Below are 18,769 nucleotides of genomic sequence, written 5' to 3'. Positions count from 1 at the left end.
TAAGCCCCAAGATTTACCTACCACAAATAACTAAATTGAGCATAAGCAGTATGAGTAGTAGCATCTTTACTATTTTGAGCATTATAATTCATACTCATAATAAAGCTTTGATTTAAAGGCAGTATTAAAGAAGCATTTGCAAATCTTTGTATTCTTGCTAAGTTTATTTCATCTTCTACTTTAATAGTACCAAAGCGTGCTTTAGTATGTATAGTAGTATTCATATAAAGTTTAGCTCCTAATTCTATAGAAGTCTTTAAATAAGGTAACCAGTCTTTAAAATAAGCAAAGCTAGCCTTAGTAGAAAAAAGATTATTGATATTTTTATATATTCTTTCTCCTTTTTGTACACTAGCCCTACCTTTAATATCTTTTATACTATAAGCTTGCATATAAGATCCTTCATAACCTAAACCTATTTGAGGAGTAAGCATATGAGATCCTAAGATAAAATTCATTCCTAAATCTATACCTCCTCCATAAGTATAAGCATTAGGATTAGCACTAGCTTCATTATTGGCTATTTTCTTTAAGAACTCATTTTTAATAAAAGCTGCTTTAGCTTGAGCTTTAATATAGACTTCTTGATTATTGTCTGTATAAAATAAGGTATTAAAATATTTTATACCTGTATAATAAGTACGGTTTTTTACATCAAAATAATAAGAGTTCATCTTAGTATCTTCATAACCTGCATAAAAACTATAAGTTCCACTTTCTTTTAAGGTAGAATAAGCAAGTATATTACCTTTAATATGTCCTTTACTTTTTTCATTTAAAGAAAGTTCTACACTTTGAGAAGAAAAATAAGGTAGTATAACTAAGGCATGTTCTTTAATATTATCATGAGTATAAGTTTGTATATCACTTTGTATATAATCATTAATACTAGCATATAAATTATCTTCATTAAAAGTAAGATTAGTATTAAGATTAAAATGATTAGGATTAAAAGTTAAACTTAAATTCATATTATTCATTAAGCCATCTACAAAAGCATTTCTTTTAATGCTAGAAGCATTTAAAGATCTAAAGCTTGCTCCTATAATAGAAGCATTAAGATTAAAGTCTGTAGAGATTTTTCCACTTAAAGCATCATAGTTTAATATCATTTCTCCACCACCATTAGTTTTTATTTTTTTTATATTATTTAAACTTACTCCCTTAACAAGATTTTTAATATCATTAAGTTCATCCATATTAAGATTACCTTGATCAACTATAAGGTTTCCAACCATAACAGAATTAGCACTTTTTCCTCCTACTGTAAGGGTTTGGAGTTTATTATTACTTCCTGTACGTATAGTCCAAGAAGTGATATTAACACTACCACTTCCTTCATTGCTTATGTTATAGCCATCAGTATTTGTTCCTATAGAGCCAAAGTTATTAAGCATTAGGGTGCCTGAGCCAGAGTTTGTTATACCTCCACTTATGGTGGCATTTTCTTGGTTGGTTAGGTTTAGATTACCATTACCAGAGTTTGTTATACCTTTTGTTATAGAACCAGTGTTGTTAAGCATTACATCGCCTGAGCTTTCATTGCTAATATTTTCAATGCTAGCACCACTTTGGTTAGTTATCATTAAATTACCTGTTCCTTGATTTGTGATGCCTTGAGTTATAGTAGCACTATTATCAAGTATTACATTACCTGAGTTTGTATTCATGATAGAACCTGAGATGGTGGCACTATTGCTACCATTGTTTTTATTTTCTATCATTAAATTACCTGTTCCAGAGTTAGATATATTTCCTGTTACACTACCTTGGTTTTCTAGGCTAATGGTATTTGAACTTTTGCTTATGATATTACCTTCTATTTTTCCTTTATCTTTGTTTATTATGCCAGCTTTACCACTAGTTGAAGTGATTTGTCCTGATTCTTTTATAAGAATAGCTGCTTTGCTTTCTTCATCACTTTGTTGGCTTTCATCAAGGGAGCGGCGTTTTCTGCTTTTACCATTAGCATCAGCTTTTATGGTGCCTTCGTTGACTATACCACCTTCACTTCCTCCTTTAACTTCTCCAGCTACTATGATTTGACCTACGGTATTGTCTTTGCCAGTACCATTGCTATTCTTAACTTCTTGACTTTGTCCTATTTTTATCCCTGCTTGACCTCCAGAAACCTTGGCACCTTCTTGGATGTTTATTAAGCCTATAGAGACAGAAGTTTGCGTAGAAAAATCACCTATTACATCTACATTTATGGCATTTTTAGTCGCTTGTATGTCACTATTTTTTCCTAGAATGATATTTTCTATTTTTATGTTGTTATTGTTATTGGTTTTACCTTCTGAAATAAAAGTAATGCCATCTTTTTGTGCTTTTATAGTTCCATTATTGTAAAGATTAGTTATGCTACTTCTTGTTTCTATGAGTATACCTTGAGATTGTGAGTCAAGAGAGCCTGTATCGATAAGGTTTTGTACATTTACTGGGGTAGCATTTGGACTACGTATATCAATGGCTGCATAATTTTCATCTGTTGTAGTTGATTTTATAGTACCTGTGTTAATAAGGTATGTTATATCTCGAAATGTTCTTACACCTGATATTAAACCTGTATTAATAAAAGTATTAATAAATACTACGATTAAAACTTTCAAACCTTTGATTTTTCAAGGTTTGAGTTTTAAGTCTTATCTTGTGTGTCAAGATTGAGACAAAAAATAATTTAAATTACACTTTACGTAATTATAAATTAAAATAGCTTAAAAAAATATTAATTAAAATATACTTAAAAAATGAATTTATTTCAAAATAAAAAAATCTTTTTTATATATATTTATATTTATATAAATATATATTTTTTATTATTAAGGGTAAGTTAATTTTTTATTTATTATTTATATCCTTAATTTTCAATTAAAAATAAGGTATTATAGTCATTTTAAAGTGTGTCAAAAATGACACACTTTAAAATGACTATATAATTAAATATTTTATAAATATTATTTAATTTTTATTTATTTAAATCTGTTCTTTTGCCCATTAAATTATCTTTTCTCATTTGAAAATTAGCTTGACCGACATTATTTAAAGCCTTTGCTTTTTCATTGCTGATTTTTGCTTGAAGATATTGATTTTCTAGTGAATATCTTTCTTGTTTTAATTGCATTTTATGGTTTTGCTTTTCAGATTTTTCTTCTTCTTCATAATTTTGTATAATTTCTTTAATATCCCTATACGCTGAATTATCAGTATCTTCAAAGGCTAAAGGCAATATTTTAGAGGCTAGTTGAGGCATTATAGGCAGTATAGTTTTTATAATTTCTGCCCATGCTTTAAATCTTTCATCTCTTTTTCCTTCGGTTTTTGGAATATTTTTCAGTCTGATATCGTAATATTTTACGTTTATTTTATTTTTTATTTGAATTTCACCCTTTTCATCGCGTATAAATTCCCCATTTTCATTTTTTTGAATTTCATTTATGGTAAAATACCTTTCAAAATCATTTTTGTCTACTATCCTAAAAACTTGTTCGGCATCAAAATAGTGGCAAATTAAGCTTATAGCCTTTGCAAAGATCTCCTTTTCAAAACTTGTACAAGCTTCTATAAAGCTGTATAAAGATACAATTCCAGCGTTCTTTCTCTCAGTCATAGCATCACCACTTAAACGATTATTGGCTATGCCCAGCATTTCGTCATTAAATCCTGAAATTATTCTAGCGGAGTTTTTTTCTCTGCTTGTTTCTGACTTATTTGTATGATTTCATTGCTTTGTTTTTCAACTCTGATTTTTGATAATCCTCCTGATTTTACAGCTACAGCTGCATTATCAAGGTTAATATCTTGAGCAAATTTGTCAGGATCATCCACAGCATCGTTTTCAAAAATAATTTTAATAGATGAGAGCATATTTAAAATTCTATTTTCTGTAAAATTTATACTATCTACAATGGGTTTTAGATTTCTAAAAAAGCCATAGAATCGGGTTTTTATAATCTACTTTGAGTTTTTGGATAACATAGGGGTGATTTTTAGTTAAAAATGGGTTTTTTTCGTATTTGATAATGCCATAATCATCCCAGATATACCTATCCCATACCACATCGTTTTTTTCAGTGTTTTTGACCCAGCTTTCTGTAAAAGATATAATTTCTCTCCCATATGCATTTTTTAAAATTTTAAATCTATCTTTTAATTTAAAACAATTTTCAGCATCTTGTTTATCCATGAAAATCATATGGTGAAAATATTTAGCATCACTTGCATCCATACAAATGCTTAGGGGATCAATAAAAAAACAAAGAGGATTGATATTTTCCACACTAATAATTTTTTCGTTTTTGCCCAAAATATCTTTCTTATGCAGATTTTCGCACCACACCCTAGAAATTGCTATTCCAAGACAAAGGCTTAATTCGCTTTTTCTGCGTTCTTCTTCATATTTTTTTGTTGTTGATATGGTTTTAATAATATCTGTTAAAACAAGTGCTAAATCTTTATCCTCATATTGTTGGCCTTGTACTACAATATCTTGTTTTGAATTTGATTTAAAGCCTAAAATCTTATCCATAAGCATACCGAATATATTTTCAAATTGCGGAGGTTGACCCCTTTCTTTAAGTTGTGCAATCACATCATAAGGCAGTTGGTTCGCATGATAGTAATTGCATGCCTCTTCGTATTCTTTAAGTGCTAATAAATTTAATTCTTTGCTTTCTTTTAGCATATTTTTAAGTTCATATAATGTTTTTTTAGCCATTTTTTATCCTTGATTTTTAATGTAAATTTTATAAAAAAATAGACTTTAAAAATATATCTGTAATTTTATTTCAAAAAATAAATTATCAATATAATTTTACCCTTATAAAAAAAATATCCCTTTGGGTTTTTTAGTCCCCCTCCAATTATGAATTTTTAACCTTTTTTTAAATACAGAAGCCCAAAAAAATTTAAAAATCTAATAATTTATAGACTTTTTTTGAAATTTATAAAACCTATTTTTTATTTTTTAAAAAATAAAAAAAGGGGATTTTAATTTTTTTGACAAAAATTTTGTCACAAATTTTGTCACAGCAAAAAATATAATATTTTTAAACCTTGAAAAATCAAAGGTTTGAAAGTTTTAATCGTAGTATTTATTAATACTACGAACAAGATCGTTTAAATCAACATTATAGCTCTATATGAGTGAGTTCTTTTTACTTATCATTGTCGATTAAAAATACTTAAGAAAGATAGATTATGAGCAATTTAAATGTGGCAATGGTGCCAGCTTTTATAAGATATTCAAAAGATTTAAGTCCTATGGAAAAACTTATTTGGATTGAACTAAGTGTTAATATGAATGAACATGGATACTGCAAAGCTAGTCTTAATGACTTTGCAAAAGTATTTTATGTTAGCAAAAACACTATTTCAAGAGCCATTAATAAGCTTAAAAAATTGGACTTAATCGATATTGAAGAAAACTCGGGAAAAAAAAGAAAATTTTTAATTAAGAGGTTTAATAAGCATAATTTAACCTCTGAAGGTTTTAATTCATCTAAGAGTCATGATGAAGATTTAAAAAGCGATATTTTGCCTAAAAAGCTTGACGAAAAATTGTGGAAAGAATGGCTGATGCATCATAAGTGCAAGACTAAAAAAGACTACACAAAAATAGCTTTAAAAAGACTTGCAACAAGAATGCAAAAATTTTTTGATGAAGGAGTTGATGTTAATGATTTGATTAAAAAGGTCATAGAAAACAATTGGACGGGATTTTTGTTTTTAAAACAAGAAAATAAAACAAACGAAGATCTTATTAAATTAATCAAAAATCATGGATTTTATCTTAGTGATGTTATTAAAGCCCCTAAACGCAAATTAAAAGTTGGGAATGAATTTATAGAAGCTTTTTGTGAAAATGGAAAGTGGAAACTTAGGAGATTAAATGAGTAATTTTGCAAGTTTTATTGATGATTGTTTACAACGTTCATCTTATTCAGGTTTTGAGCTTGATTTGCTTGAAAGGCTTGTGAACTCCTTGCCGAAAAGGTGGTTAAAAGATTTTATCCAAGATGTTTACCTTGATAAATTAAATCTTAGCGGTTTTGGAAAAAGTCAATTTTCTTTACCAAGTATAAGAAAATATGTAGATTTTTTCTTTAAAAAAGATGCTAAATATAAAGCCTTAAAAACTGTAAAACAATATAAACAAAACCCTATCAGTTTGGATGAAAACATTAAAAAACTTATCGAAAAAAACATACAAATTAATGGTGATGGTCAATATTTGATTTCTGAACTTGAGTATTATTTTTATAATGAAATTACAAGTTGTGTTAAAGAATTAATTTAAGGAATATAAAATAGGAGAAATTATGTTAAAATGTAAAACCGATTTTATGTGCTCTAATTTTTTAGAGGATATGAAAATGAGTAAAAAAATTTATACTGTGAGAAATGATATCTTGTATGTGGATGTACAACTAAACAATAAGCGTTATCGTTTTAGCACAGGAAAAAAGGCTAGTTTATCTAATATTGATTGGCTTTGTAAAAATATAAATCAAGTGATCATTGAGCATGAAGAATTAAAAAGCCGTCCAAAATTTTGTGAAAAAAATAAAAACTATCTTTATGATTTTGCTATGCAATCTTTTGAAAGAAATATGAATTCTAGAAGAGAATTTACCACGATGGAATACAAGGCTATGTTTTTAAAACATATTTATCCATATTTTAAAAATAAATTAATGGAGGATATTAAGCCTGTAGACATTGCTTGGTGGCAAAGTGAGCTAGTTAATCAAGGACTTAGTTCTAAAAGAGTTAGAAATATAAGAATTGTCTTATCGTTTTTATACAATGAGGCTATAAGACTTAATTTAACATCTTTGACGCATAATCCTTGCACTTTGGCTGGTAAAATTCCTAATGCAAATAAGAGAAAAGATAAAATTAAACCTTTTAATTTAGATGAAGTTAAAAGGATTTTGTCTAAAAGCGATGAAGAGTTTAGACAAATGCTAATAATTTTATTTTTCACAGGCTTAAGAACGGGAGAAATCTTAGCGCTTAAATGGTCAGATCTTGATTTAAAAAATGCAAAATTATGTATTGAAAGAAATCTTAGAAGAGGTAAAATAACTCTAACAAAAACCGAAAATTCAGATAGGGTTATTGATCTTATGGAGCCTGTAATAAATGCATTTGAGTTTTTGAAATTAAATTATAAAAAACACGATGAGTTTATTTTTGTTAATTCTAAAAATGAAATTTTTTATGATGGCAGTTTTTTTGCTAAAAAGTTTAAAAAAATCGTAAGAAAAGCAGGAATTACAGGAAATAGGTTGTTTTACTGGACTAGGCATTCTTTTGCTTCTATCATGATAGAAGCAAAAATGAATATTAATTGGATAGCGAAAATGATGGGTCATTCTTCAGCAGCTATAACTTTAGAAAAATATAGTAGATATGTAGAAAGTAAAAATAATGATTTAGATAGCTTTGCTAAGAAAATATTAGTTTCTTAGCAACTAGCAACTATACTCTTAAGTTAATGTATTTTTTTGTCACACTTAAAAAATGCATGCGACAAAGAATTTTAGGCATTTTAAAAGCATTTTTTAGACACATTATAACTTGTGTCAAAAAGTCTTTAAAACAAGTAATATAGGGTATTAACTAGCTTTTTAAGCTTTAAAACTGTGTCAGAATTTGGTATATTTTATAATCCTTAATTAAATATAAAACTACCATTTTACCATGGTTGCGAAGGGGAGATTTGAACTCCCGACCTTCGGGTTATGAGCCCGACGAGCTAACCACTGCTCTACTTCGCGGCATGTAGTTGTACTATAAAGAATAAATAGAAGTGGATGGGGTAAAGGGATTCGAACCCCTGAATGACAGGACCAAAACCTGTTGCCTTACCGCTTGGCGATACCCCAAGATATATTTTTTTAAAATTGTGATTATAGTCAATTTTAATTTGTTTGTCAAGCAGTTTTGGTTATAATTTTAAAAATTTTCAAGGAATAAAAATGAATTTTGTTAGTGTAGAACAAGCAATAAAAGATTTACAAGAAGGAAAAATGCTTGTTATGGTGGATGCAGAAGATAGAGAAAATGAAGGGGATTTGATTTTTGCGGCTCAATTTAGCACTCAAGAAAAGGTTAATTTTATGATTAAAGAGGCTCGTGGTGTGGTTTGTGTAGCTTTAGATGAAAATTTAGCGCAAAAATTTGAACTTCCTTTAATGGTACCTCAAAATACTTCAAATCATGAAACCGCATTTACTATCACTGTAGATGCAAAAAATGCTACAACAGGTGTGAGTGCTTATGAAAGAAATATGACTATACAGCTTTTTGCAAATGATAATGCTACAGTTAATGATTTTGTACGTCCAGGTCATATTAATCCTTTAATCGCTAAAAAGGGTGGGGTTTTAGAACGTACAGGACATACTGAAGGAACGGTTGATCTTTGTAAATTGGCATGCTTAAAAGAAGCTTGTGTGATTTGTGAGATTGTAAAAGATGATGGTAGTATGGCAAGAAGGATAGATTTAGAAAATTTTTGTCAAAAGCATGGTTTAAATATGATAGCTGTAAGTGATCTTATTGAGTATCGTTTAAAACATGAAAGTCTTATTAGGCTTGAAGAAAAAAGTGAAAGTATTTTGGCTGGTTTTAAGGCGCAAAAATTTATTTTTCGCGATCATAATCAAACTCAGCACATAGCTTTTTGTTTTAAAGATATAAAAAAATGTGAAAATGTAAAATTTCATATTAGTGGGAGTGATTTTGAGCTTTTAACTTCAGATAAATTTTCAAAACTTTTAGATCAAATTCGTTTTCTTAGTGAAGAAGGTGGAATTATAGTCTTTATGCAAGGAGAAAAGTCAAGTGCTACCCAATATAAAAATTACGGGATAGGGGCTCAAATTTTAAGATATTTTGGTATAGAAGAAATTAAGCTTTTATCTCAAAGTTGTGATAAAGATTATATAGCTTTAAAAGGTTTTGGTTTAAATCTTAAAGCATGCAATTTTAATTAAATAAAGGAAAAAAATGACTCTAAAAGAACAAATTTTAAATGATATTAAAGAAGCTATGAAGCAAAAAGATGATTTTAAAAGAGATAGTTTAAGAAATTTAAATGCTGCTTTTAAACAAGTAGAAGTGGATGAAAGAATAGAGCTTGATAATGAGAGAATCTATAAAATTATAGCAAGTGAAATCAAAAAACGTCAAGATGCAAAAGAGCTTTATTTGAAAGCAAACCGTGATGATTTAGCTCAAAAAGAAGAACGAGAAATCACACTTTTTAAAATATATTTGCCCAGACAATTAAGCGATGAAGAATTAAATGTGTTTTTAAAAGAAATTATAGCACAATTAGGAGTTGAGTCTTTAAAAGATCAGGGTTTGGTTATGAAAGAAGCTAAGGCTAAGTTAGGATCAAGTGTAGAAGGCAGGAGGCTAAATTTAATGCTTAGAGAACTTTTACAATAATGGAGTATATATGAAAGAATTAAATGGTTCTGCAATGATTTGCGAAGCTTTAAAAGAAGAAAATGTTAAAATTGTTTTTGGCTATCCTGGTGGTGCTGCATTAAATATTTATGATGCAATTTATAAACAAAAATACTTCAAACACATTTTAGTGCGCCATGAGCAAGCAGCTTTGCATGCTGCAGATGCTTATGCAAGGATGAGTGCTCAAGTAGGAGTAGCAATAGTAACTAGTGGTCCTGGTTTTACAAATACTATTACAGGTTTGGCTACTGCTTATAGTGATTCTATTCCTTTGGTTTTGATTTCAGGGCAAGTGGCTAATTCACTCATTGGCACAGATGCCTTTCAAGAAATTGATGCGGTAGGAATTTCAAGACCTTGTGTTAAGCATAATTATTTAGTAACTTCTATAGAAGAATTCCCACGCATTTTAAAAGAGGCTTTTTATATTGCAAGAAGCGGTAGACCTGGACCTGTGCATATTGATGTGCCAAAAGATGTGAGTGCGACTTTGGGATTTTGGGAGTATCCTAAAAGCATTGTTATGAAAACTTATAAGCCTGTTTATAAAGGAAATTCTAAACAGATTAAAAAATTTGCAGAATTATTAAAAGAAGCTAAGAGACCTTTATTTTACCTGGGTGGGGGTTGTGTTAGTTCTAATGCAAGTGAAGAAATCAGAGAACTTGTACATTTAACAAAAATTCCTGCAGTTGAAACTTTAATGGCTCTTGGGGTTTTAAAAGATGATGATGTTTTTAATCTTAAAATGGCAGGTATGCATGGAAGTTATAGGGCTAATATGGCTTTAAGTGAATGCGATTTACTTGTAAGCATAGGGGCAAGATTTGATGATAGGATCACAGGAAAAACAAGTGAATTTGCTAAACATGCTACTATAGTGCATGTTGATATTGATCCTAGTTCTATTTCTAAGATCATTAGTGCACATTATCCTATAGTAGGAGATATTAAAGAAGTGCTTAAAGAACTTTTAAAAGAACTTAAAAAAGATGATTTTAACATAGATTTAAAACAATGGCATGAAACTTTAAATCGTTATAATGAACTTTATCCCCTTTCTTATGAAGATAGTGATGAAGTTTTAAAACCTCAATGGGTTATACAAGAGTGCGCAAGACTAGCTCCAGATGCAAGGATTATCACAGATGTGGGTCAGCATCAAATGTGGGTGGCGCAATTTTATCCTTTTAATTATCCAAGACAACTTGCAACAAGTGGAGGTCAAGGAAGCATGGGGTATTCTTTACCAGCGGCTTTGGGTGCTAAACTTGCAGTGGGTGATGAAGAAGTGGTGATTAATTTTGTAGGTGATGGATCGATTTTAATGAATATCCAAGAGCTTATGACTGCTTATGAATATGGCATAAAAACCATCAATATTATTTTAAATAATGCTTTTTTAGGTATGGTAAGACAATGGCAAAGTATGTTTTATAAAGAACATTTTTCAGAAACTGATTTGAGTGCGCAGGCTGATTTTGTAAAAATAGCACAAGGTTTTGGTTGTGAGGGATATCACATTTTAACAAAAGAAGAATTTACAAAAGCCTTTACTCAAGCTTTAAAAAGTCCTAAAACTTCTCTTTTAAATGTTGTAATAGATCGTTTTGAAGATGTTTTACCTATGGTGCCTGCAGGAGGTGCAATTTATAATATGATTTTGCCAAAGCCAAAGGATAAACAATGAGAAGAGTTTTATCAGTTATTGTACTCAATGAGCATGGGGTTTTATCGCGTATAGTAGGACTTTTTTCAGGAAGAGGATATAATATAGACTCGCTTACTGTGGCTCCTTTGGAAAATAAAGAATTTTCACGTATTAATATAGTAACTTCAGGAAATGAAAGAACTTTTGAGCAAATAGTTAAGCAACTTCATAAGCTTATTCCTACTTATAAGGTTATAGAAAGTGAAGAATTTATTGATAAAGAAATGGCTTTAGTTAAAATTCCTTTAAATGAAAATTTAGGTGGACTTGATGCCGTTTTGAAAGCTTATAATGGTACTATTGCAAATAGCAATGAAAATTTTTTATTTTTAATGGTTGCTGATGATGCTAATCGTATCGATAATTTTTTAAAAACAATTAAAAAATATAATCCTAGCGATATTGTTCGTAGTGGATCTGTATTGATGGAGATCAAATGAAATTAAGCGAAATAGTAGACTTTTTAAGTTTAGAATACCAAGGTGAAGATATAGAAATTACTGCTTTAAATTCTTTATTGAGGGCAAATTTTACCGAGCTTACTTATTGTGATGGTGAAAAACATGTTAAGGATATACCCAATACAGGTGCAGCTGCGATTTTAATATCTAAAGAGTATGAAAATTTAGTTCCTAAGGATACTAAGGCTTTAATTACTCAAAGTCCCCATTTAAGCTTTGCTTTTTTAAGCAAGCTTTTTGCTAAGCCTTTATTTAGCACACTTAAAGAGAAAAAACAAAATATTGCTAAAAGTGCAAAAATTATGCCAAATGTATATATAGGCGATAATGTTAGCATAGGTGAGCATGTAGTAATCATGTCAGGAGCTTATATAGGCGATAATGTTAGCATAGGAGATGAGAGCATTATCCATCCTAATGTTGTTATTTATAATGATAGTAAAATTGGAAAACAGTGCCATTTGCTTGCAAATTGTGTTATAGGAAGCGATGGTTTTGGTTATGCACATAATAAAAATGGCGAACATTATAAGATTTATCATAATGGTAATGTGATTTTAGAAGATTTTGTAGAAGTAGGAGCTTGTACTACTATAGATAGGGCAGTTTTTGATAGTACTGTTATCAAATCAGGCACAAAGGTTGACAATCTTGTTCAAATTGGACACAATTGCAATATAGGACAAAATTGTATTATTGTAGCACAAACAGGAATTTCAGGCTCTAGTGATTTAGGACGCAATGTCGTTATGGGTGGACAAAGTGCAACAAGCGGGCATTTAAAAATAGGTGATTTTAGTACCATAGCAGCACGTGGTGGGGTTAGTAAAAATTTAGAAGGTGGACGTGTTTATGGTGGTTTTCCTATTATGCTTCAAAAAGATTGGTTAAAGCTTCAAGCTAAAATAGCTATTCATTTTAAAGATAAATCATAAAATGAGCATAGCATCGCCATAAGAATAAAAACGATATTTTTCTTTCATGGCGAGTTCATAAAGTTTTAAGCATTGTTCTCTTCCTATAAAAGCTGAAACTAACATGATAAGAGTAGATTTTGGCAAGTGGAAATTGGTTAATAAATAATTTTGTCTTATAGGAGGATTATTTGGATGTAAAAACAGATCGCAAAAACCTTTGTTTTGTTTTGTTCTAGCGTAGTATTCTATGCTTCTTGTGACTGTTGTACCTACGCCTAAAATAGCTTGAGTAGAATCAATGACTTTGCAAGCATTTTTAGGAATGTTAAAAAACTCACTATGCATGTGATGATCTTTAATATTTTCACATTCTACACTTTTAAAAGTCCCAGCACCTACATGTAAGGTTAAATGATAAAATTTGTGTTTTTGACTGAGTTTTTTGAGTATATTTTGATTAAAATGCAAACTTGCTGTAGGAGCTGCTATGGCTCCCAAATTTTTTGCAAAAATACTTTGATAATCTTGCAAATCGCTATTTTCATCTTTTCTTTTAATATAGGGCGGTAAGGGTATGTGTCCAATTTTATCAAGGATTTGATAAAGACTTGAAGTATTTATGATTTTATTGTTTTGAAAAAACTGTACTTTGCGAAAGCCATTGTCTAAAAGTTCTATGATTTGTGCTTGTAAATTTTCTTGAAAATATAAAATTTCATCTTGTTTAACGCGTCCTTTAATTTGTACTAAAAATAAATCTTGAGTATGAAAGTTTTGGTGTAAAAAAAGTTCTATTTTAGCTCCGCTTTTTTTGGTCCCATAAATTCTTGCTTTAATCACTTTGGTATCATTAAAAAAAATAGCACAATCGGGCAAAAAATCTTGCAAATTTCTAAAAGTAGTATGGGTGATTTTACTATTTGCACGTTTAAAAACTAAAAGTTTTGTATCTTCTTTAGGATAACTTGGATAAAGAGCGATTAAGTCATTTGCTAAGTTATAATCATAGCTTGAAAGAAGTAAATCTTTCATGTGTTTTCTTCATCTTTAGATGCAGGATTTACTTTTTGAACGATTAAAATAGAAAGCCCATAGAGTCCACAAAGTGGTCCTGCCATTAAAAATTGAGATAAAATATCAGGCGGGGTCATAAAGGCTGAAAAAATAAAAATAATTAAAATGGCTATGCGTAAATGCCGTTTTAAAAAGCTATCATCAATAAGTCCTATTTTGGCAAAGAAAAAAGCAATTACAGGCATTTCAAAAGCTAAACCAAAGGCTACAACAACCTTTGTAAAAAAGTCTACATAAGTACCTATGGTGATTACAGGATTAAAGTCTTCATTTAAACCAAAATTGATTAAGAATTTAAAAGCTAAAGGAACTACCACAAAATAACAAAAACAAGTTCCTAAGGCAAACATAATACTTGCAAAACTGACAAAAGGCACTACAAGGCGTTTTTCATTATCATAAAGTCCTGGGGCTACGAATTTCCAAAATTGCCAAAAGATTATAGGTAGAGAAAGAATAAAAGCAGCAAAAAAACTGACTTTAATAGCAGTAAATAAAGCTTCTTGCACCTCTATAACATTTACATGTTTAGCAACTTCGGGTAAGACTGCTATAAGGGGAGCTTTTAAAATGTCTAAAATAAAGCTTCGAAAAGCAAAGCAGATAATAAACATCACAATAATACAAGCAACGCTTATAAAAAGACGCTTTCTTAGTTCTATTAAATGGGGTTTTAATTCTTCAAACATTTTTTTTCCATTTTTTATTTTTGTAAATCATGAAGATTTGCTTTTTCTTCTGTGTTAGATTTTTTTTCATTTAAATCATTTTGTATAGGTTCTTTTTTATCAAAAGTTAAATCCAGTTTTGTTTTATCTAAAATATCTCTTTTTAATTCATCAAATTCTTCAAAGCTAAGTTTTTTTCTTATGTTTTCATTCGCACTTGAAAATTCATCTTTGTATTTTTTAGCTTCTTCTTGAAGTTCATTGATACGTATTTCTTTTTCTATGCTTGATTTTGCATCATCTATATTGCGTTTAAGGGCTTTTAAAATTTTTGCTATTTGAACTATAGCTTCAGGAAGTTTCTCAGGTCCTAAAATTAAAATCGCTACAACTAAAATGACAATGATTTCACCAAAACTCATTATTTTATACTCTTTATTTTTTTAAAATATTTTACTTAAAAAACTTAAATTTAAGATGAGAGATACAAGGCAAGTTCATCAGCTATAGCAAAATTAGTATTAAAATATTTTTGATTTTTATGAAATATTTTTTTTTCTTTAAGCAAGATGTTGATTTTTTCTTTTTGTAAAGGATCAAGTTTTGTTTTATTAATGCCTATTATGCTTCTAAGACCTAAGAACAAATGTTCTAAATTTAAATCCTTATAGCTTAAGTTTTCTATGCTTCTAAAAGTAGGGTTTTGAATATAATCTTTTAAGGTTTTAAGCGTATAAAAACGTTGATTTTTATAAAATCCTACAGCACTTAAACCACAGGCTAGATAATTTTTTCCTTGCCAATAAGCAAGATTGTGTTTACATATTTTAGATTTGCTTTTTGAAAAATTACTGATTTCGTATTGAAAAAAACCAAGTTGTATGAGTTCTTTTATGAAAAATTTCATTAAATTAGGAGCATTTTTTTTAAAATGCTTTTTTTTGGCAAAAGCAGTATGAGGTTCTAAGCTTAAGGTGTAAGCACTTAAATGAGTGATTAAAGATTTGATATTTTGTAAATGTAAAAGTTCAAATTCAAGCATTTTTTTATTGTCTAATTTAGTATCATAAATTAAATCTATATTGACATTTAAAAATCCCGCTTTATAGGCATTTTCTAGGGCTTTAAAAATCATTTTTTGATCATGAATTCTGCCGAGGAAATGAAGTTTTTTAGGATGAAAACTCTCAACTCCTAAAGAAAGTCGGTTTATACCTATATTTTTCATAGCTTTTAGCCAATTTAAACTCGCTGAGTTAGGATTGGCTTCGCATGAAATTTCTATATTTGAACTAAAATAAGGACTTAAAATTTCAAAAATGGATTCATAATAAGATGCTTGAACGCAACTAGGTGTTCCTCCACCTATAAATAAAGTTTTGATTTGCTTGGTTTTAATATCGAATTCTTTTAAATGAAATTTAATATCTTTTTTTAGTGCTTGAAAATAAGCTTTTTCGTAATTTTGTTTTTTTAAGCTTGTAAAAGCACAATAATGGCATTTGCTTTCACAAAATGGAATATGAATATAAAAATGCATAAAAACCCTAAGAATAATTTATTGAATTTATATATTTTAATGAAAATTTATTTGATTTAGGTTAAAATGATATCTTAAAATAAAGGACAAAGATCGTGGAAAATAAGAAAAATTATAGATTAAATGTTGCTGCTATTATTCTATCTAGTTCTTATCCTTTTGAATGTAAGATTTTAATTGCTAGAAGAAATGATATGGATAATATTTGGCAATTTCCACAAGGTGGTATTGATAAAGGAGAAAGCATTAAAAGTGCTTTATTCCGAGAATTAAAAGAAGAAATAGGTACTGATGAGGTAGAGATTATTGCTCAATATCCAGAATGGTTAAGTTATAATTTTCCTGTTAAAATTGCAAAAAAAATGTATCCTTATGATGGACAAATTCAAAAATATTTTTTAGTACGTTTAAAACATGGAGCCAAGATTAATATTCATACCCAAGATCCTGAATTTGATGATTATCGTTTTGTAAACGTTAAAGACATTTTTGAAATGATTAATCATTTTAAAAAAAATATTTATATTAAAGTCATCAAATATTTTGAAGAGAAAGGTTATATCTAAAAATGCTTATAGTGCAAAAATACGGTGGAACAAGCGTTGGAACACTTGAGCGCTTAGAAGCAGTAGCTAAGCGTGTTATTCAAAGTGTAGAACAAGGCAATAAAGTTGTTGTAGTAGTATCTGCAATGAGTGGAGTAACCAATACTCTTATAGAACAAGCTAAATATTTTAGCAAAAACCCTAATGGAAAAGATATGGATATGCTTTTAAGTAGTGGAGAGCGTGTAAGTAGTGCTTTGCTATCTATAGCTTTAAACGAAAAAGGTTATCATGCTGTGTCATTTTCTGGAAGAAAAGCAGGTATTGTTACAGATAGTGTATTTACAAAAGCAAGGATTAATTATATCGACACGCAGTTTATAAAAACAGAACTTGAAAATGGAAAAATTGTGGTTGTTGCAGGCTTTCAAGGGGTAAACGAAAAAGGAGATGTAACTACTTTAGGAAGAGGAGGAAGTGATCTTAGTGCTGTAGCACTTGCTGGAGCGCTTCATGCAGATTTGTGTGAAATTTATACTGATGTTGATGGGGTTTATACAACAGATCCAAGAATTGAACCTAAGGCAAAAAAGTTGGATAAAATTTCTTATGAAGAAATGTTAGAACTTGCAAGTTTGGGTGCAAAAGTTTTACAAAATCGTTCCGTAGAACTTGCAAAAAAATTAAATGTAAATTTGGTAACTCGAAGTAGTTTTAATGAAAATGAAGGAACAATGATAACAAAGGAAGATCAAATGGAACAAGCTTTAGTGAGCGGGATTGCTTTAGATAAAAATCAAGCTAGAGTAACCTTAAGAAATGTCGAAGATAAGCCAGGTATTGCAGCTGAAATTTTTTCTGTTTTAGCAGATGAAAATATTAATGTAGATATGATTATACAAAATGTAGGTGTAGATGGGGCTACAAACTTAGGTTTTACTGTTCCTCAAAATGAACTTGATTTGGCTAAAAATGCCATACAAAAAATTTTAAGCGCTAAAACTACTATAGAAAGTGATAGTGCGGTAGTAAAGGTTTCTATAGTGGGTGTGGGCATGAAGTCTCACTCAGGAGTAGCCAGTAAAGCTTTTAAGGCTTTAGCAGATGAAAGGATTAATATAGGTATGATTTCTACTAGTGAAATAAAAATTTCTATGATAGTTCATGAAAAATATGGAGAATTAGCAGTTAGAGCACTGCATGAATGTTATGGGCTAGATAAATAAATGAGTGATTTTTTAAGTTTTACTCTTGAAAATATTCGTAACGGTGGAACTTTTATGGCATGGATGGAGTCGCGTCGCCTAGAATGGGCTCCTTTAATGGCAGCAAGACTTAAATATCTTTTAGAAGGTTATACTTTTGTTTTAGTGTGTGATGATCAAAGATCTTGGTATGAAGAATATTTTTTAAAAAATATTAATGCTAAAGCTAATCGTCCTATGTTGCCTTTTGTATCTTTAAATTCTTTGTGTAAAAAAAAGGTGCAAAATTCAGAAGATATAGCTTTGCTTAATGATTTACTTGATATTTCTTTTCCTAATGGTTATGTGTATTTTTATATAGGCAGTGCAGCAGATCATAAATCTTTAATTGCTAGATCAAAAGATGATAGCTTATTGTGGCTTTTTGATGAACAATTACAAGATAGTTTTTATTTAAATTCTAAAGACAAGGATTTAGACATTAAGCTTATTAGTTTGTATCAACTTTTTGATGTAAGTTTGGATGCTATTTTATTTTCTAAAGTGCAATTAGGGTGATTTTTGTTTATTAGCAAGATTATTATTAGTGAAGATTTTGAAACTATTAAAGAAGAAATGATTAATGCTTTTGGTATAAATAATTTAAGATTTTTTATACCTCAAAATGAGTTTTTACTTGATGATGCTAGAGCGGTAGAAAAAGAAAGTTATGTAGCAGAAACGCAAGAAAAAATTCTTGTTTTAATGGCGCATTCTTTTAGGATTGAAGCACAAAATTTCTTACTTAAACTCCTTGAAGAACCTCCAAAAAATATCAAATTTTTAATAGTAGTTCCTTCTAAAAATTTGCTTTTACCAACGGTAAAATCGCGTCTTATTTGCGAAAAAAGAAAATGCAAAAAAGAAGAGAAAATACTTGCATTAGATCTTGAAAAAATGGATTTAAAAATGCTTTTTGATTTTGTGCAAAATAATGAAAATTTAGATAAAAATGAATTGATGGAGCATATTTGTTTGCTTGCAAAACAAAGTGTAAAATATAAAAATTTTAATGCTAAAGAACTTGAGTTATTTTATCAAAGTTATGAGCTTGCAAGGCTTAATTGTAAAAGTGGAGTGATTTTAGCAACGCTTTTGTTAAATTTTTATTTAAAGCCCTAAG

20 protein-coding genes and 2 tRNA genes are annotated in these 18,769 nt (G+C 29.3%); 12 read left to right on the top strand and 10 right to left on the bottom strand.

Features of this window, described 5'->3' with window-relative positions:
- Positions 1-17 precede the first annotated feature (17 nt).
- The 4 genes from A2J15_RS03805 to A2J15_RS03790 form a co-directional block, all read right to left on the bottom strand.
- Complete coding sequence (locus tag A2J15_RS03805; protein WP_116980485.1) at positions 18-2,612, bottom strand: autotransporter outer membrane beta-barrel domain-containing protein; 2,595 nt, start codon at positions 2,610-2,612, stop codon at positions 18-20.
- Between the two features lie 356 nt (positions 2,613-2,968).
- Positions 2,969-3,649, bottom strand: a complete 681-nt coding sequence (locus A2J15_RS03800; RefSeq protein WP_066776453.1) for a portal protein — start codon at positions 3,647-3,649, stop codon at positions 2,969-2,971.
- A 20-nt stretch (positions 3,650-3,669) separates the two neighbouring features.
- Entirely contained in the window at positions 3,670-3,897 is a 228-nt protein-coding gene (locus tag A2J15_RS03795) for a hypothetical protein (RefSeq protein ID WP_455906010.1), read from the bottom strand.
- Between the two features lie 25 nt (positions 3,898-3,922).
- Positions 3,923-4,717 (bottom strand): portal protein, encoded by a 795-nt coding sequence (locus tag A2J15_RS03790; protein WP_066776459.1) that lies wholly within the window; start codon positions 4,715-4,717, stop codon positions 3,923-3,925.
- Between the two features lie 482 nt (positions 4,718-5,199).
- Between A2J15_RS03790 and A2J15_RS03785 the strand changes: the two genes are divergently transcribed.
- The 3 genes from A2J15_RS03785 to A2J15_RS03775 are packed head-to-tail and all read left to right on the top strand — an operon-like array spanning position 5,200 to position 7,475.
- A complete protein-coding gene (locus A2J15_RS03785) occupies positions 5,200-5,898 on the top strand; it encodes a helix-turn-helix domain-containing protein (protein WP_066776463.1) in 699 nt (232 codons plus the stop codon).
- A complete protein-coding gene (locus tag A2J15_RS03780) occupies positions 5,891-6,298 on the top strand; it encodes a hypothetical protein (protein WP_066776469.1) in 408 nt (135 codons plus the stop codon). The genes A2J15_RS03785 and A2J15_RS03780 overlap by 8 nt, the downstream gene beginning before the upstream one ends.
- Positions 6,299-6,320: 22 nt before the next feature.
- On the top strand, positions 6,321-7,475 hold the full coding sequence (locus A2J15_RS03775) for a tyrosine-type recombinase/integrase (RefSeq protein ID WP_066776472.1): 1,155 nt from the start codon (positions 6,321-6,323) through the stop codon (positions 7,473-7,475).
- Between the two features lie 233 nt (positions 7,476-7,708).
- On the opposite strand, the gene A2J15_RS03770 is transcribed toward A2J15_RS03775, so the two are convergent.
- Together A2J15_RS03770 and A2J15_RS03765 are read right to left on the bottom strand one after the other, a co-directional pair.
- A tRNA-Met gene (locus A2J15_RS03770) sits at positions 7,709-7,784 on the bottom strand.
- Between the two features lie 33 nt (positions 7,785-7,817).
- A tRNA-Gln gene (locus A2J15_RS03765) sits at positions 7,818-7,892 on the bottom strand.
- A 93-nt stretch (positions 7,893-7,985) separates the two neighbouring features.
- On the opposite strand from A2J15_RS03765, the gene A2J15_RS03760 reads away from it, so the two are divergent.
- Genes A2J15_RS03760 through lpxD form a run of 5 tightly spaced genes read left to right on the top strand, consistent with a single transcriptional unit; the run spans position 7,986 to position 12,593 of the window.
- Positions 7,986-9,005 carry a bifunctional 3,4-dihydroxy-2-butanone 4-phosphate synthase/GTP cyclohydrolase II gene (locus A2J15_RS03760; RefSeq protein WP_066776474.1) on the top strand — a complete coding sequence of 340 codons (1,020 nt, stop codon included), beginning with the start codon at positions 7,986-7,988 and terminating at the stop codon, positions 9,003-9,005.
- A gap of 13 nt (positions 9,006-9,018) precedes the next feature.
- Positions 9,019-9,462 (top strand): GatB/YqeY domain-containing protein, encoded by a 444-nt coding sequence (locus A2J15_RS03755; protein ID WP_066776477.1) that lies wholly within the window; start codon positions 9,019-9,021, stop codon positions 9,460-9,462.
- Between the two features lie 10 nt (positions 9,463-9,472).
- Entirely contained in the window at positions 9,473-11,176 is a 1,704-nt protein-coding gene (locus A2J15_RS03750; protein WP_066776480.1) for an acetolactate synthase large subunit, read from the top strand.
- The gene (ilvN, locus tag A2J15_RS03745) at positions 11,173-11,637 is read left to right on the top strand and encodes an acetolactate synthase small subunit (protein WP_002852211.1); all 465 of its coding nucleotides are present in this window, start codon (positions 11,173-11,175) and stop codon (positions 11,635-11,637) included. Before A2J15_RS03750 ends, ilvN begins: the two co-directional genes overlap by 4 nt.
- Complete coding sequence (gene lpxD, locus A2J15_RS03740) at positions 11,634-12,593, top strand: UDP-3-O-(3-hydroxymyristoyl)glucosamine N-acyltransferase (RefSeq protein WP_066776483.1); 960 nt, start codon at positions 11,634-11,636, stop codon at positions 12,591-12,593. Before ilvN ends, lpxD begins: the two co-directional genes overlap by 4 nt.
- On the opposite strand, the gene queA is transcribed toward lpxD, so the two are convergent.
- Genes queA through hemW form a run of 4 tightly spaced genes read right to left on the bottom strand, consistent with a single transcriptional unit; the run spans position 12,588 to position 15,857 of the window.
- On the bottom strand, positions 12,588-13,607 hold the full coding sequence (gene queA, locus A2J15_RS03735; RefSeq protein WP_066776485.1) for a tRNA preQ1(34) S-adenosylmethionine ribosyltransferase-isomerase QueA: 1,020 nt from the start codon (positions 13,605-13,607) through the stop codon (positions 12,588-12,590). The two genes, lpxD and queA, sit on opposite strands and share 6 nt — an antisense overlap.
- Positions 13,604-14,338 carry a twin-arginine translocase subunit TatC gene (gene tatC / locus A2J15_RS03730; RefSeq protein ID WP_066776488.1) on the bottom strand — a complete coding sequence of 245 codons (735 nt, stop codon included), beginning with the start codon at positions 14,336-14,338 and terminating at the stop codon, positions 13,604-13,606. The genes queA and tatC overlap by 4 nt, the downstream gene beginning before the upstream one ends.
- 14 nt (positions 14,339-14,352) lie before the next feature.
- Positions 14,353-14,739 carry a Sec-independent protein translocase protein TatB gene (gene tatB, locus A2J15_RS03725; RefSeq protein WP_066776491.1) on the bottom strand — a complete coding sequence of 129 codons (387 nt, stop codon included), beginning with the start codon at positions 14,737-14,739 and terminating at the stop codon, positions 14,353-14,355.
- A gap of 50 nt (positions 14,740-14,789) precedes the next feature.
- A complete protein-coding gene (gene hemW / locus A2J15_RS03720; RefSeq protein WP_066776494.1) occupies positions 14,790-15,857 on the bottom strand; it encodes a radical SAM family heme chaperone HemW in 1,068 nt (355 codons plus the stop codon).
- Positions 15,858-15,952: 95 nt separating this feature from the next.
- Between hemW and A2J15_RS03715 the strand changes: the two genes are divergently transcribed.
- From A2J15_RS03715 to A2J15_RS03700, 4 genes are read left to right on the top strand one after another with little or no spacing between them, the layout of a single operon-like run.
- Positions 15,953-16,423, top strand: a complete 471-nt coding sequence (locus A2J15_RS03715; RefSeq protein ID WP_066776497.1) for an RNA pyrophosphohydrolase — start codon at positions 15,953-15,955, stop codon at positions 16,421-16,423.
- A 2-nt stretch (positions 16,424-16,425) separates the two neighbouring features.
- A complete protein-coding gene (locus A2J15_RS03710) occupies positions 16,426-17,628 on the top strand; it encodes an aspartate kinase (protein ID WP_066776500.1) in 1,203 nt (400 codons plus the stop codon).
- Positions 17,629-18,165: a HobA family DNA replication regulator gene (locus A2J15_RS03705; RefSeq protein WP_066776502.1), complete on the top strand. Its 537-nt coding sequence runs from the start codon at positions 17,629-17,631 to the stop codon at positions 18,163-18,165.
- A gap of 3 nt (positions 18,166-18,168) precedes the next feature.
- Positions 18,169-18,768: a DNA polymerase III subunit delta' gene (locus A2J15_RS03700; RefSeq protein ID WP_066776504.1), complete on the top strand. Its 600-nt coding sequence runs from the start codon at positions 18,169-18,171 to the stop codon at positions 18,766-18,768.
- Position 18,769: the final 1 nt, after the last annotated feature.

Origin of the sequence: Campylobacter hepaticus, assembly GCF_001687475.2 — a bacterium.
In the GTDB taxonomy this organism is placed as follows: domain Bacteria; phylum Campylobacterota; class Campylobacteria; order Campylobacterales; family Campylobacteraceae; genus Campylobacter_D; species Campylobacter_D hepaticus.
The sequence above is the reverse complement of the archived record's forward strand: the minus strand, read 5'-3'. Positions and strand labels throughout refer to the sequence as shown.